Below are 13841 nucleotides of genomic sequence, written 5' to 3'. Positions count from 1 at the left end.
TCGGGTTTTTGGACGATCTTCTGTCAATTAGACCCGCCAATGTGCAGGGACGTCCCAAGGGGCGCGGTCAGCTTCGGATTTTGCTTCGGTCTGGGTCAGGCCGATATCCTGAAGAAGCCGGTCATCCAGCTGGGACAGCGCGTGCCGCTGGCGCGAGATCGCCGCGTAGTTGGCAAAGGCGCCAAAAAGGGATGAGAACCAGGAAGGTCTGCTTGCGATCGCAAGTCTGCCGAGTTGAGTAGCCATGTCATTCACCATTATTTGATTGATTGCGCGTGTTGCATCAACGCGCTTGATGTATGTGGCATTTTCTGGTTCATTTTGGAAATGAATGAATGTGACGTATTTCATCAGGAGTTGTGATATGGCCAGAAATCTGGATCTGACTGCGCTGCGGTCTTTTGTGGCGGTGGCAGATGCAGGCGGGGTGACACGTGCTGCGGGGTTCCTGAACCTGACCCAGTCGGCCGTTTCTATGCAACTGAAACGTCTAGAAGAATCGCTTGCGACGAATCTTTTGGACCGAACGGCGCGCCAAATCGCGCTGACCCCTGCGGGCGAGAAACTGTTGGGGTATGCGCGCCGGATGCTGGAGCTGAACGACGAGGTTTGGTCGCGCCTGACCGATGATGTTTACGAAGGTGAAATTGTTTTGGGGGTGCCCCACGACATCGTCTACCCGGCGATTCCGCGCGTTCTCCAGCAGTTCAACTCCGAATTCCCGCGCATGCGGGTGCAGCTGATCTCGCTGTATACCAAGGGGCTCAAGGTCGCTTACAGCCGCGGTGAATGCGACATCATCCTGACCACTGAAGATGGCGTGTCGGATGGCGGTGAAACTCTGAAAACCTTGCCGCTGCTCTGGATCGGGGCACCTGGGGGATCGGCTTGGCGCCAGCGGCCCCTGCGCCTAGCGTTCGGTCGGCACTGTATTTTCCGCGCCGGTGTGATCCGACGCGTCGAAGAGGCAGGCATCCCGTGGGAATTGGCCGTGGAGTCCGAGATGGATCGCGCGATCGAGGCGACGGTTAGCGCCGACCTCGCATTGAACGCTATGCTCGAAGGCACTGAGCCGCCTCATCTGGAGCGGGTGCAGCACAAGGGCGCGCTGCCAGAACTGCCGTCAAAGAAGATCAACATGTATCTGTCCGACGCGATCAAGGGTGAGGCCGGCCTGCGGATGGCCGACCTACTTCGTCAAGCCTACGACCAGATGTAATCAGATCGTAATGACGACCTTGCCGGTGGACTTGCGGGACTTGAGCATATCGAGCCCATCGGCGACCTGGTCCAGCGGAAACGTCTCGCTGACGTGGGGCTTGATCTTGCCTTCGCTGTACCATGCAAACAGCTGCGCCATGCTGTCGGTAAGTGCCTTGGCGTTGAATTTCAGATAACCGCCCCAATACATGCCGATCACGGTCAGGTTTTTGACCAACATGTGGTTTGCGGGAATGGGCGGCACGTCGCCGCTGGCAAAGCCGATGGCCAGCAGGCGCCCGTCTGGGTTCGTCGCGCGGAACGCCGCTGTGAATTGCTCTCCGCCGACGGGATCATACACCACATCTGCGCCACCCAAGGACTTCACGACGTCGCGGATGTCTTCTTTGGTGGCGTCGATCACGTGGTCCGCGCCATAGGCTTTGGCGATCTCCAGCTTCTCGGGGCCGCGGGCGCAGGCGATGACCTTGGCGCCCATGACTTTGCCGATCTCGACGGCGGTTAACCCAACGCCGCCCGCTGCGCCCAACACAAGCAGCGTCTCGTTCGGCTGTAGTCGCGCTTTGTAATCGAGAGCTAGGTGTGAGGTCCCGTAAGCAATTTGGAAGCCCGCTGCATCGACCTCTGACATGTTGTCGGGCAGGGGGATTGCCCTTTCGACAGGAAAGCATCCGTACTCGGCCAGACCGCCTTGGCCCGCAAATAGGGCGACCCGCGTACCGATCGCAGGCTCTGAAACGCCTGGTCCATGTGCGTCAACGATGCCTGCGACCTCCATCCCCAAGGTAAAGGGTGCCTGCGGTGTGTCCTGATATTTGCCTTTGATCATCAGAAGATCGGCAAAATTGAGACCACAGGCCGTAATCCTAAGGCGTATTTCGCCTTCTGCGGGATCACCTTTTGGTAGATTGACCAGTTGCGGGGCTTCCCCAGAAGTATAAATATGATAGGCTTTCACGCGAATGTTCCTCCGTTTGAAGGTAGAACACGGTCTGCCTTTGCGTGTGTCAATGGGACATAGGGCTCTTATTATCCTTAGGAATACTCCTATCGATCATAAGGCTAGCTTGGTTTTTCCGCATAGGTTTAGTTACATATTGTCTTACATGGGTTAAGCAGGGCTTGAAGTCGCTCTGGTTGTGTGGCCTTAAGTCGCCGGTATCGCTGATGGGGGTGTGAGTGCCGGCGGATTTTGGGGAAAGATACGAAACAAAATACAGCTCGCGCAAAAATTGACGACGGGCTGACCATAATGGAGCTAAAAATGACGCACCCTGTGGATGTCCACGTTGGCCGTCGTATTCGTCACCGCCGATGGATGATCGGCATGACGCAACAACAACTGGCAGAGCGGGTTGGAATTAAATTCCAGCAAATCCAGAAATACGAAACAGGAGCTAACAGGGTTAGCGCATCCCGCTTATGGGATATCGCCACCACTCTCGAAGTTCCGGTGAGCTTTTTCTTCGAGGGCCTCGAAGGACAAGACGCACCTGCCGCAGACAAAGCCCCCGCACTGCCTGCTGATATCTTGGGCGATAAAGAAGCTCTGGACCTGATCCGCTCCTATTATGCGATTCCGGAAAACCAGCGCCGCCGTCTCTTTGATCTCGCGCGTGTTCTGAGCGACGTGGCTTGATTTGAAGCGCCCTACGGGGTAGCGCCCTTTGAAACCACTCACCAAAGGGCTGCCCCATGTCGCGTTTCACATCCGAGACCCAAACCACTCTGATTGATGTGGCTTCTGAAATGGCCGACGCTGCCCGCGCGGCCATTTTGCCGTTTTTCCGCAATCCAGACCTGATGGCGGACAACAAGGAAGAAGATGGCTTTGACCCCGTGACCGAAGCCGACCGCGCTGCCGAAGCCGCGATGCGCAACGTGCTAGAGCGCCGGCGCCCGCAAGACGGCATCTTTGGCGAGGAAATGGGCAAGCAAGAGGGCGAGAGCGGGCTGACTTGGGTCCTAGATCCCATCGACGGTACGCGCGGTTTTCTCAGCGGCACGCCGACGTGGGGCGTCTTGATTGCGCTGTCTGATGAAAACGGCCCGATCATGGGCGTCGTGGATCAGCCCTACATTCAGGAACGCTTCTTTGGTGGGTTCAACCAAGCTTGGTGTGATGGGCCCCACGGTCGCCGCAGCCTTCGGGTGCGGGGTCCGCGCCCTTTGAACGAATCGATCCTCTTTACGACATTCCCCGAGGTGGGCACGCAGGACGAGCGGCGCGCCTTCCACTACTTGGGCGACCGGATGCAATTGGTACGCTATGGCATGGATTGCTACGCGTATGCTTTGCTCGCGGCGGGCCAAATCGATTTGGTGGTCGAGGCGGGGCTGAACCCCTACGATATCCAAGGGCCCCAAGCTGTTGTCCAAGCAGCGGGTGGGATCGTCACCGATTGGCACGGAGGGCCGGCCCACAATGGTGGTCGTGTCATCGCCGCCGCGTCCGAGGCGCACCACGCCGAAGCGATGCGTCTGCTGGAAGAAGGTCTTGCGAACATCTGATTTGCGGGCTTAGAGATGTGAGAGCGGTGTATCCTTTGTCCTTCTCTGGCGCCGCGCATCTCTGATTGTGATCTGAGAAGGACATGGCTGACCAGAAGGGGAAATGCCGTGTCCGACATTCTCATTCGCAATATCGATACTCTCATCACCATGGACGACGACCGTCGCGAGTTGACCGGCGTGGATCTGCGCCTCTCTGGCGGCGTAGTTGCCGAGATCGGGCAGGGACTCGAGTCGGGTACGGCGGAAACGGTTGATGCGCGCGGCTGCGTTGTCACGCCGGGCCTCGTAAATACGCACCATCATCTGTACCAATCGATGACACGCGCCGTACCCGGGGCGCAGGACGCGTTGCTCTTTGGCTGGTTGCAGAAGCTCTATCCTATCTGGGCTGCAATGGGACCCGAAGAGATGTTTGTCTCTGCCCAAGTTGGGCTGGCAGAGTTGGCACTGTCGGGCTGTACGCTCAGCTCGGACCATTTGTATCTCTACCCCAATGGCGCAAGGTTGGATGACACTATCGCCGCTGCGCGCGAGATCGGGCTGCGGTTCCATCCGACCCGTGGGGCCATGAGCATCGGCGAAAGCGATGGCGGCCTTCCACCTGACAGTCTGGTCGAGCGCGAGGCGGACATCCTGAAGGATTGCATCCGCGTGATCGACGCCCACCATGACGCATCCGTAGGGGCAATGGTTCGTGTGGGTATCGCGCCATGCTCCCCGTTTTCCGTCAGCCGCGATCTGATGCGGGACGCGGCGCTTTTGGCGCGCGACAAGGGGGTAATGCTGCACACCCACTTGGCCGAGAACGAAGAAGATATCGCTTATAGTCTGGCAAGGTTTGGGTGCCGTCCTGGCCAATACGCTGAGGATCTGGGCTGGACCGGTCCCGATGTGTGGCATGCACACTGTGTGAAGTTGGACGGTGCCGAGATTGATCTGTTCGCCCGCACTCGGACAGGGGTCGCACATTGCCCCTGTTCGAACTGCCGCCTTGGGTCGGGCATCGCACCCGTCCGAGCAATGCGGGATGCGGGCGTTCCCGTTGGCCTTGGTGTGGACGGATCGGCCAGCAATGACGCTGGCAACCTCATCGCCGAGGCGCGGCAGTCCATGCTCTTGCAGCGGGTGCAGAACGGAGCGGACGCTATGAGCCCGCGCGAAGCGCTCGAGATCGCGACGCGGGGCGGCGCCGATGTTCTGGGGCGTCCCGAGTGCGGCCGTGTGGCGGTTGGTAGACGTGCAGACATCGCCATCTGGGATACGCGCGGGATCGAAAGTGCGGGCAGTTGGGATCCTGCGGCCTTGCTCTTGGCGGGCCCGTCCCGCGTGCGCGATCTATTCGTCGAAGGCCGTCAGGTTGTGTCAGACGGGCAGCTATCCACAGTCGACTTGGGGCAACTTGTGGAAAAACAAAACCGCCTCGCGAAGCGGTTGGCCGAACGCACCTAAAAGGTTAATAAATCGTTAACGCCTGTGGATAACTCTGTGTGGGAAATTCGCCGCAATGGCGATTTCCCTTACCTTCATTCGCCTGTGACCGGATGACCATTGACCCAAACGGATTTGATAGCGCGATCGTCGCCCATCATAATTGTTGGGAAGAGTGCTTCCCAAATGTCTTTCGCACGGGCGTGGCGTTGCGCGATTGCAGGGGTGGAGGCCAGATCCAGAACGGTGATGTCAGCCTCGCTGCCGATGGCTAACGTGCCGATGCGATCCTCGGCCTTCAGGGCGCGCGCCGAGCCTTCGGTGGCAAGCCACAAGAGTTGCGCTGGGTGCAGCGCAGTGCCCGCCAGCTGACCGATTTCGTAGGCGGCTGCCATCGTCCGCAGCATTGAGAAGCTAGACCCGCCGCCAGTGTCTGTCGCTAGCCCGACGCGAATGCCCCGCGACGCCATCTTGGCGGCCTCGAAGACCCCGGACCCGATAAAGGTATTAGACGTTGGGCAGTGCACGACCGCTGCGCCCACTTCGGCCAGACGATCCATCTCGCGCGGCTCCATATGAATCACATGACCATAAAGCGCGCGTTCCCCGAGTAGGCCAAACTGCTCATAGGTTTCTAGGTAGTCTTTTGCGTTCGGGAACAATGACTTGACCCATTCAATCTCGTCGGTCTGCTCACTAAGGTGCGTTTGCATCAGGCAGTTCGGATGCTCTGCCCACAGAGCGCCAAGCGCCTCGAGTTGTTCCGGAGTCGAGGTGGGTGAAAACCGCGGAGTGATGACGTATTCGGCACGGCCCTTGCCATGCCATTTGCCGATCAATTCTTTGCTCTGATCATAGGCGGTTTGCGGTGTGTCGCGCAGGCCATCGGGCGCATTGCGATCCATACAGGTTTTGCCTGCAAAAACACGCATTCCACGCGCTGCAGCTGACTCAAAGAAAGCATCCACACTGCACGGATGAATGGTGCAGTAGCTGACCTGCGTGGTGGTTCCATGTGCGAGCGCCAAGTCCAGCGTCAGGTCTGCACGGGCCCGTGCCTCGGCAGGATCGGCAAGGGTCATTTCCTCGGGAAAGGTGTAGGTATTCAGCCAGTCAATCAGACGCTTGCCCCAACTCGCGATCATTCTCGTCTGCGGATAATGCATGTGGGCATCTACGAAACCGGGCAGAATTAGTCCTTCTCCACAGTCCACGACGTCTGCCTGTGGGTAACTTTTTCGAAGGTCATCCGCATCCCCGCGATCTGCGACTTTTCCACCGTCGATCAGAATGCCGCCGCGCCGATGATAGCGTGCTGCATCAGCCCCGTTTTGCATGGCATCGCTATCGAACCACAGGGTTTGGCCGATCATCAGCGTTTGATTGGACATGAACGTCGCCTCCTACTTAGCGGATCAGACCATAAGTGGCGTCGCGGCAAAGGAAAAGGTGGCTTCCCTCTGTCCCTTTTTATAGTGGCTCGCTAAGGTGCCCACAAATCAGAATGGAGGGCGACATGTTGGATGACAAAGACGAGTCCGAAGTACATGACGTTCTGGACAACGAGGATCAGGCGATCCTCGACGGCAAGCGCGTGGCAGCCATTCGGCTGGCGCTGGCGGCTGGCGATTCTGAGCGTGTCTCAGCCTTGCTCGAGCCGCTGCACGCAGCGGATATTGCCGACTTCCTAGAGCAGATCGATGGCGGAGAGCGGCGCGAAATTCTGCTGCTGGCCCCTGCCTTGTTCGACGGTGAGGTGCTGTCCGAACTGGACGAGGCGATCCGCGAAGATGTGATCGAGTTTCTGCCGCGCCAGTACCTCAAGGATGCGGTCCGGGATCTGGAATCCGATGACGTTGTTGACCTGATCGAAGATCTGGAAGGCGAACAGCAGAGCGTGATCCTGCAGGCGCTGGATGGCGCTGATCGTGCCGCAGTCGAGCAGTCTCTAGGCTACCCCGAGTATTCTGCCGGCCGTTTGATGCAGCGCGAGGTCGTGTCTGCGCCCGAACATTGGACCGTTGGGCAGGCGATTGATTTTCTGCGTGCCTCCGAAGAGTTGCCAGAACAGTTTTACCACGTGACGCTCGTGGACCCTCGTATGCGGCCTGTCGGGAACGTGACCCTTGGGCGGCTCATGGGCAGCCCACGTGCGATCTACCTGAGCGACATCCAAGAAGACACCTTTCGGACGATCCCCGCGACCACTGCGCAGGGAGACGTCGCCTACGCCTTCAACCAGTACCACCTGATCTCTGCGCCGGTCGTGGATGATGATGGGCGGCTGGTTGGGATGATCACAATCGATGACGCGATGATCGTTCTGGACGAAGAGCACGAAGAAGACATCCTGCTGCTGGCGGGTGTCAGCGACGGCAGCCTGTCCGACCGCGTGATTGAGACGACCAAGCAGCGCCTACCGTGGTTGGCGGTGAACCTGCTGACGGCGATCCTTGCCAGCCTTGTGATTGCCCAATTCGAGGACGCGATTGCCACCGTGGTTGCCTTGGCTGTTCTAATGCCGATCGTTGCATCTATGGGCGGTAACGCAGGCACGCAGTCGCTGACTGTGGCCGTCCGTGCGCTCGCGACCAAAGACTTGACTGGCTCTAACGTCTGGCGGGTTATCCGTCGCGAGAGTTTCGTGGGCTTGATCAATGGGGTCGCTTTCGCGGTGATCATGGCAATTGTCGGGATCATCTGGTTTGGCAGCCCAGTGCTTGGCGGCGTGATCGCTGTCGCAATGGTGGTGAACCTCGTCGTTGCGGCGCTCGCTGGGACGGTCATCCCGATTATCATGGAGCGTGTCGGCGTCGATCCCGCTCTGGCGTCCGGCACTTTCGTGACCACCGTGACTGATGTGGTTGGCTTCTTCGCCTTCCTCGGTCTCGCCAGCGCTGTGATGCTATGACCGACCTGACCGCTATCAAGGCAGAGGCCCGCAAGGCTGCCTTTGCCCGCCGCAAAGAGGCTCATGCCAACCATCGCCCCGGACGGGCAGGGGAGCTGTCCTCGTTCCTCGCCGGGCATCGGGGGGTCCCGATTGCAGGCTACATGCCGATCCGGACCGAGATTGATCCGCTGCCCGCGATGGCAGAGGCTGCGGCCTACGGCCCCGTGGGTGTTCCGGTGATCGAGGCAGAGGGCAAGCCTTTGCAGTTCCGCGCGTGGGAGCCGGATTGCGCGATGACAGATGGCCCGTTCGGGGCCAAAGTCCCTGCCGCCGGTGACTGGATCATTCCGCAGATCGTCATCGTCCCGCTGGTGGCCTTCGACCGCAAGGGCGGGCGTCTGGGCTATGGTGGCGGGTTCTACGACCGGACTTTGGAAGTGCTACGCGCCTCGGGGCCCGTGCTCGCTGTTGGTTTTGCCTATGCTGCCCAAGAGGCGGAAGATCTGCCGCTAGAGCCGACAGATCAACCGCTCGATATGATCATCACGGAACAGGGCGTGATCAGCCTCTGATCAGGACTTGGTTGCCGCTGCGGGCGGCGTGATTTTGCGCTTTATCATGGCTTCGCGCCACGTGATGTAGCTGACCGACGCGATGATCACGCCACCGCCCAAAACGGTGAAGGGGTCGATACCCTCTCCGAACACCAGCGCTCCAAGTGCAACGGCCCACACCAATTGCAGGAATGTTGCAGGCTGGGTTACTGCGACCGGCGCCTCTTTGAACGCGAGCGTCATGGTGTAATGCGCACCCGTCGCGAGCCCCGCAACCGCCAGCAACAATCCAAGCTGGGGTAGCGTTGGGTTCACCCAGTGGGTCACCGCCATCGGCATCAGACCAATGGTGACTGCGATAGAAAGCCATGCCACCACATGCGCGGAATTCATCTGCGTGCTCAGCTGCTTGGTGATCAAGTAACTCGTGGCCAGCCCAAGCGATGTCCCGAGCATCGCAATGTGACCGGGATCCAGTTCTCGAAACCCGGGCCGCAAAATGACAACCGCGCCAAGCAGTGCAATCCCCACCGCGATCAATCTGCGCAGTGCGAGCCGTTCCCCCAGAAACAGGCTCGCGCCTAAGGTCACGTAAATTGGATTCAGGTAATTCAGCGCAGTGACATCCGCCAGAGGAATGCGCACCATCGCATAGAACCAGAGAGACACGCCGATGGTGTGCGCGACGCCGCGCGCTGCGATCAACCGCACTTGTCGGCCGGTGGGCAATGCCCGCAGGAGCGACGGCACCAAAGGGATAAAAAACACCAGCCCCAAAGCGAACCGAAGAAATGCGCTTTGATAGACCGGGATCGCCGTCCCCAGTGATTTTACCAGAGTCGTCATTCCGACGAACTGGAAACCGGTCAGAACCATCCAGAAAATGCCCCGACCGGGACGATGTGCGCGTGTGTCTTCCATTGCGCTATCACACCCGAAATCCGTGCCTGCGCAAGCCCCTAGAAACGCAGCCCCATCCCTGCAGCAGAAAACACCACTGCTTCTTTTTGCCTTAAATACTCAAAAGGGCGCGCCGGTTTGACCGGTCGCGCCCTTGATGCTTTGCAGAGATGACAATAGATCAGAGCTGCGCCATCACCTCGTCGCTGGCTTCGAAGTTGGTAGTGACGCGCTGCACGTCATCATCATCTTCGAGCGCGTCAATCAGCTTCATCAGCTTCTGCATGCCTTCCAGATCCAGCTCGGATGTGGTGGTGGGCTTCCAGATCAGCTTGGTGGATTCCGACTCGCCAAGGTCCGCTTCCAGTGCGTTCGACACTTCGGCCAGATCGGTGTCCGCTGTGTAGATGGTGTGACCATCTTCAGACGACTCGACGTCTTCGGCGCCCGCTTCGATCGCGGCCATCATGACGTCGTCAGCATCGCCGACCGACGCGGGGTAGGTGATCTCGCCCTTGCGCTCGAACATGAACCCGACCGAACCGGTTTCACCAAGGTTGCCGCCGTTCTTGCTAAAGGTCGAACGCACGGTCGATGCGGTGCGGTTACGGTTGTCAGTCATCGCTTCGACGATCACGGCCACGCCGTTGGGGCCGTATCCCTCGTAGCGGATTTCTTCGTAATCATCGCCTTCGCCCGCCTGCGATTTTTTGATGGCGCGGTCGATCACGTCCTTGGGGACAGAGTTCGACTTGGCTTCCTTGACGGCCAAACGGAGGCGCGGGTTCTTGTCCGGATCGGGGTCACCCATCTTTGCAGCGACGGTGATCTCTTTCGCGAGTTTTGAAAACAGTTTGGAGCGAGCCGCGTCCTGACGACCTTTGCGGTGCTGGATGTTAGCCCATTTAGAGTGGCCGGCCATGGGTGCCTCCGATTACCTAATTCTCAGCTTTGTGCCTCTATAAGGTAGGCACACGGTGGGCTGCAAGCGCCCCCGTGTGCACAAATCTGGCCAAGCTTAGTTATAGAGAGGCCAAATCAGCGGAATAAGCGCCGCAGAGATTAAACCGATGCTCAGGTTCAAGGGAATCCCGACGCGCATAAAGTCGGTGAACTTGTACCCACCAGGCCCGTAAACCAGCGTGTTGGTCTGATAGCCAATCGGGGTCGAGAAGCTGGCAGACGCCGCAACCATGACCGCAACAACCAGCGGCCTCGGGTCTGCGCCGATGGCTGCCCCAAGGCCAATGGCGATCGGCGTCACCACCACAGCCACCGCGTTGTTGGTCACCAACTCCGTCAGCACCGAGGTCAGCAAGAAGATCGACCAGATAATGATAAACGGCGGCATGGTTTCCAACACGGGGGCCACGCCGGACACGATCAGGTCCACCGCGCCAGAGTTCTGCAAGCCCGCTCCGATCGCGAGCATCGAAAAGATAAGTGCGAGCAGCCGTCCCTCGACGAACTCAAACGCCTCATCAGCGTCAATACAGCGCGTGACCAGCACGATCGCCACCGAAAAGACCGATAGCATGAGGATGGGCGCGACACCGATTGCGGAGAGAAAAACGATCGCGAACAGGGCGATGATCGCGATGGGAGCCTGCTTGCGGCGATACGCTCGCTCGGTCGGCTGCGCGATATCGACCAGCTCCATGTCGAGGGCGAGGCGTTGGATGTCCGCAGGCGAACCCTCGAGCAGTAGCGTGTCACCGACGCGCACCACCAGATCATCCAGCTGGCGGCCAATGTTCTGGTTTCGGCGGTGGACGGCCAAGGGGTAGACGCCGTAGCGACGACGCAGACGCATGGATCCCAGGCTGCGACCGACCATCTTGCATCCGGGGGTGATCAGGACTTCGACAGTCTGCGTTTCGACCGAGGACAGCTTGTCGACCATCTTGAGGTCTTTGGATTGCTGTAGGCCGAGAAGCTCAGTCATCTCGGTGCGTAGAACCACGCGGTCACCGGCTTGCAGGACGACAGTTGTCAGATCGCGGCGGAGCGACGCGTCCCCGCGCAGCACGTCGATCAGGCGGACGCCGTCGCGCTTGAACAGGTCAATGGACACTACATCCTGACCAATCAGGGCACTGTCTTCGGGGACCGCAACCTCGGTAAAGAACTTCATCTTTGACCGATTGCCGACCATACCAGCAAGGCTGTCCCGTTTGGGCAGCAGGCGGCTGCCGATGAACAGCATGTAAACCGCGCCCCATGCGATCAGGACAACGCCCAAAGGCGTGACTTCGAAAATGGTAAACGGCTCTAGCCCCTGATGACGGGCGACACCATCAACCAGCAGGTTGGTCGAGGTGCCGATCAGAGTGGTCGTACCCCCAAGGATGGTCGCGTAGCTCAGGGGAATCAGCAACTGAGAGGGCACCATGTTTAGGGTGCGTGACAATTGGATAAACACGGGGATCATGACAACGACCACCGGCGTGTTCGACACGAACGCGGAAAAGATCACCACAGCGATCATCAATCCGAACAGTGCTGTTTTGGGGTTTTGCTTGGCCCTGTGGTCCGCAAATTGGGTAAAGGCTGCGAGGGCTCCGGTGCGCACCAGCGCGCCCATGACGATAAACAGCGCACCAATCGTCCACGGGGCGGGGTTGGACAGGATGTCGAGCGCGCTTTGATAGGGCAGAATGCCGAGCGCCATCATCAACGCTGCACCCATGATGCCCACCACTTCGGTGGGATACGTCTCGCGCATGAACAGAACGAACATACCGATCACAATGACCAACGCGAGGATCGCCTGATAGGCGTCTGGTAGTGCTAACACTTAGACTAGTCTCCGCTCCCTAGGGCACAGCAGAGGCATTCTTTCGCAACTGATCGACCAGAGCAAGCGTGCAGTGGTCCAACATTGCAATGGAAACCGGCAAAAGTTGGCGCAATAGGCATTCTATCAGGAGGCGACCGGCCCCGAAGGCTGAAGTCGTCCGCCCTGACGCACCATGCAAACAGTTTTCGCAAGACCTGTGCGGTCGTCGGTTTCGACGTAGATGCCAGACAGGGTCGCCTCGCCATTGGCGGGGGTGTAGCGGCCCTTGGACATGCCAGTCACGAAACGGCGCAGGGGTTCGGCTTTGTCCATGCCGATCACACTGTTGTAGTCGCCGCACATGCCTGCATCCGTCATGTAGGCCGTGCCACCGGACATGATCTGCGTGTCGCCGGTGGGAACGTGGGTGTGCGTGCCGACCACAAGACTGGCCTTGCCGTCCATCCAGTGCCCAAGGCCCATCTTTTCACTGGTCGCTTCGGCGTGGACGTCCACGATCGCAGCATTCACAGTCGCGCCCAATTTGTGCGTCTTTAGCACTTGGTCAATCGCCGAGAACGGATCATCAAACGGGCGTTTCATAAACACTTGCCCGAGGATCTGCGCGACTAGCACCTTGCGCCCTCCCGGGGCGTTAAAGATGCGGAAACCGCGACCCGGCGCGGTCTTGGCAAAGTTGATCGGGCGGACGATGCGGCTGTCACTCTCGATGTGCTGGAGCATATCCTTCTGATCGAACGCGTGATCGCCAAGGGTGATGCAATCGGCACCGGCCTGAAAAATCAGGTTCGCGTGCTCTGCGCTCAGGCCCATGCCGTTCGAGGTGTTCTCACCATTCACGACCACAAAATCCAGCGCCCACTCTTCTTTCAAGCGGGGCAGGTGCTCTTGGATGGCAGCGCGTCCTGCGCGGCCTACAACATCGCCGAGGAACATAAGTTTCATGGCTCGTCCGTAGGCCCATGCCCGCCCAAGAGCAAGGCGGAATGCCGCCGCATTTTGTCACAAACCGCAATTTGTCGCCGGATCGACGCTCTTGCAGCGGTGTTCACCGGATTGTGGCTGTACTCGTGGCGTGATCGGTTAGAATGGGTCGATCAGGCAGTGCAGATAATAACAGGACTTCACATGAACACAGGCACAAAGGCGCTCGCGATTGCCCTGCTCGCTGCAGGGTGCAGCTCCACCAACCCCGAAGAAAAGGCCGTGATGGGGTATTATTCGCCGCCGTGGCAGTCGGGCCTCAAGGAAATCCGGCCCTATCCCTTCCAAAACAGCATCTGCAAAGAGATTGGCTATAATCTGGTGTCCCGAGATTTCTATGACGACTCGAAGCTGCTGGTCGGATGCCCGCGCACTGAGCAAGGCGCGATTGCAGACCGGATCGCCGAAGGCGGGGTCGAGGTTGGCTATGTCCATCACTGGACCCTTTTGCACATGCCCAAGCGCTGAGCGCAGAACGGGGGCGCGCTGACAGATGGTCGCAGCCCCCGATTGATTTTCTTGAACAATTTTTGACCACTTCGCATGC

At 59.0% G+C, this 13841-nt stretch carries 14 protein-coding genes; 7 read left to right on the top strand and 7 right to left on the bottom strand.

The window, feature by feature from the left end:
* Nucleotides 1–27 precede the first annotated feature (27 nt).
* A complete protein-coding gene (locus BM225_RS05040) occupies nucleotides 28–351 on the bottom strand; it encodes a DUF1127 domain-containing protein (RefSeq protein ID WP_245780417.1) in 324 nt (107 codons plus the stop codon).
* A 13-nt stretch (nucleotides 352–364) separates the two neighbouring features.
* On the opposite strand from BM225_RS05040, the gene BM225_RS05035 reads away from it, so the two are divergent.
* Nucleotides 365–1219, top strand: coding sequence for a LysR family transcriptional regulator (locus tag BM225_RS05035; RefSeq protein WP_072707440.1), 855 nt, complete (start codon nucleotides 365–367; stop codon nucleotides 1217–1219).
* On the opposite strand, the gene BM225_RS05030 is transcribed toward BM225_RS05035, so the two are convergent.
* The gene (locus BM225_RS05030; protein WP_072707439.1) at nucleotides 1220–2179 is read right to left on the bottom strand and encodes an NADPH:quinone oxidoreductase family protein; all 960 of its coding nucleotides are present in this window, start codon (nucleotides 2177–2179) and stop codon (nucleotides 1220–1222) included.
* 306 nt (nucleotides 2180–2485) lie between these two features.
* Here BM225_RS05030 and BM225_RS05025 point away from each other — a divergent pair, with 306 nt between their 5' ends.
* From BM225_RS05025 to BM225_RS05015, 3 genes are all read left to right on the top strand, one after another.
* Complete coding sequence (locus BM225_RS05025) at nucleotides 2486–2860, top strand: helix-turn-helix domain-containing protein (RefSeq protein ID WP_072707520.1); 375 nt, start codon at nucleotides 2486–2488, stop codon at nucleotides 2858–2860.
* A gap of 56 nt (nucleotides 2861–2916) precedes the next feature.
* The gene (gene hisN / locus BM225_RS05020) at nucleotides 2917–3732 is read left to right on the top strand and encodes a histidinol-phosphatase (RefSeq protein WP_072707437.1); all 816 of its coding nucleotides are present in this window, start codon (nucleotides 2917–2919) and stop codon (nucleotides 3730–3732) included.
* Nucleotides 3733–3840: 108 nt separating this feature from the next.
* Nucleotides 3841–5184: an 8-oxoguanine deaminase gene (locus BM225_RS05015; protein WP_072707434.1), complete on the top strand. Its 1344-nt coding sequence runs from the start codon at nucleotides 3841–3843 to the stop codon at nucleotides 5182–5184.
* Nucleotides 5185–5258: 74 nt separating this feature from the next.
* Here BM225_RS05015 and guaD read toward each other — a convergent pair whose 3' ends face one another.
* A complete protein-coding gene (gene guaD, locus BM225_RS05010; RefSeq protein WP_072707432.1) occupies nucleotides 5259–6554 on the bottom strand; it encodes a guanine deaminase in 1296 nt (431 codons plus the stop codon).
* 125 nt (nucleotides 6555–6679) lie between these two features.
* On the opposite strand from guaD, the gene mgtE reads away from it, so the two are divergent.
* Nucleotides 6680–8074, top strand: coding sequence for a magnesium transporter (mgtE, locus tag BM225_RS05005; RefSeq protein ID WP_092463939.1), 1395 nt, complete (start codon nucleotides 6680–6682; stop codon nucleotides 8072–8074).
* Nucleotides 8071–8628, top strand: coding sequence for a 5-formyltetrahydrofolate cyclo-ligase (locus BM225_RS05000; RefSeq protein WP_072707430.1), 558 nt, complete (start codon nucleotides 8071–8073; stop codon nucleotides 8626–8628). The genes mgtE and BM225_RS05000 overlap by 4 nt, the downstream gene beginning before the upstream one ends.
* Here BM225_RS05000 and BM225_RS04995 read toward each other — a convergent pair whose 3' ends face one another.
* The 4 genes from BM225_RS04995 to BM225_RS04980 form a co-directional block, all read right to left on the bottom strand.
* Nucleotides 8629–9531 (bottom strand): DMT family transporter, encoded by a 903-nt coding sequence (locus BM225_RS04995; RefSeq protein ID WP_072707428.1) that lies wholly within the window; start codon nucleotides 9529–9531, stop codon nucleotides 8629–8631.
* A 160-nt stretch (nucleotides 9532–9691) separates the two neighbouring features.
* Nucleotides 9692–10432 carry a YebC/PmpR family DNA-binding transcriptional regulator gene (locus tag BM225_RS04990; RefSeq protein ID WP_072707427.1) on the bottom strand — a complete coding sequence of 247 codons (741 nt, stop codon included), beginning with the start codon at nucleotides 10430–10432 and terminating at the stop codon, nucleotides 9692–9694.
* A 96-nt stretch (nucleotides 10433–10528) separates the two neighbouring features.
* Complete coding sequence (locus BM225_RS04985; RefSeq protein WP_083595724.1) at nucleotides 10529–12250, bottom strand: SLC13 family permease; 1722 nt, start codon at nucleotides 12248–12250, stop codon at nucleotides 10529–10531.
* Between the two features lie 183 nt (nucleotides 12251–12433).
* Nucleotides 12434–13255, bottom strand: coding sequence for a TIGR00282 family metallophosphoesterase (locus BM225_RS04980; RefSeq protein WP_072707424.1), 822 nt, complete (start codon nucleotides 13253–13255; stop codon nucleotides 12434–12436).
* A gap of 183 nt (nucleotides 13256–13438) precedes the next feature.
* On the opposite strand from BM225_RS04980, the gene BM225_RS04975 reads away from it, so the two are divergent.
* The gene (locus BM225_RS04975; RefSeq protein WP_072707422.1) at nucleotides 13439–13762 is read left to right on the top strand and encodes a hypothetical protein; all 324 of its coding nucleotides are present in this window, start codon (nucleotides 13439–13441) and stop codon (nucleotides 13760–13762) included.
* The last annotated feature ends 79 nt before the right edge of the window (nucleotides 13763–13841 follow it).

Origin of the sequence: Donghicola eburneus, from assembly GCF_900115865.1 — a bacterium.
In the GTDB taxonomy this organism is placed as follows: Bacteria; Pseudomonadota; Alphaproteobacteria; order Rhodobacterales; family Rhodobacteraceae; genus Donghicola; species Donghicola eburneus.
This window is presented reverse-complemented; position numbering and strand designations above follow the sequence as displayed.

Bases quoted from the DNA above. Each gene is read 5' to 3' on its own strand.
- BM225_RS05025 (WP_072707520.1), top strand. From the start codon at position 2,486: ATGACGCACCCTGTGGATGTCCACGTTGGCCGTCGTATTCGTCACCGC.
- hisN (WP_072707437.1), top strand. From the start codon at position 2,917: ATGTCGCGTTTCACATCCGAGACCCAAACCACTCTGATTGATGTGGCT.
- BM225_RS05040 (WP_245780417.1), bottom strand. From the start codon at position 351: ATGAAATACGTCACATTCATTCATTTCCAAAATGAACCAGAAAATGCC.
- BM225_RS04995 (WP_072707428.1), bottom strand. From the start codon at position 9,531: ATGGAAGACACACGCGCACATCGTCCCGGTCGGGGCATTTTCTGGATG.
- BM225_RS04980 (WP_072707424.1), bottom strand. From the start codon at position 13,255: ATGAAACTTATGTTCCTCGGCGATGTTGTAGGCCGCGCAGGACGCGCT.
- BM225_RS05000 (WP_072707430.1), top strand. From the start codon at position 8,071: ATGACCGACCTGACCGCTATCAAGGCAGAGGCCCGCAAGGCTGCCTTT.
- guaD (WP_072707432.1), bottom strand. From the start codon at position 6,554: ATGTCCAATCAAACGCTGATGATCGGCCAAACCCTGTGGTTCGATAGC.
- BM225_RS05035 (WP_072707440.1), top strand. From the start codon at position 365: ATGGCCAGAAATCTGGATCTGACTGCGCTGCGGTCTTTTGTGGCGGTG.
- BM225_RS04985 (WP_083595724.1), bottom strand. From the start codon at position 12,250: ATGTTCGTTCTGTTCATGCGCGAGACGTATCCCACCGAAGTGGTGGGC.
- BM225_RS04990 (WP_072707427.1), bottom strand. From the start codon at position 10,432: ATGGCCGGCCACTCTAAATGGGCTAACATCCAGCACCGCAAAGGTCGT.
- mgtE (WP_092463939.1), top strand. From the start codon at position 6,680: ATGTTGGATGACAAAGACGAGTCCGAAGTACATGACGTTCTGGACAAC.
- BM225_RS04975 (WP_072707422.1), top strand. From the start codon at position 13,439: ATGAACACAGGCACAAAGGCGCTCGCGATTGCCCTGCTCGCTGCAGGG.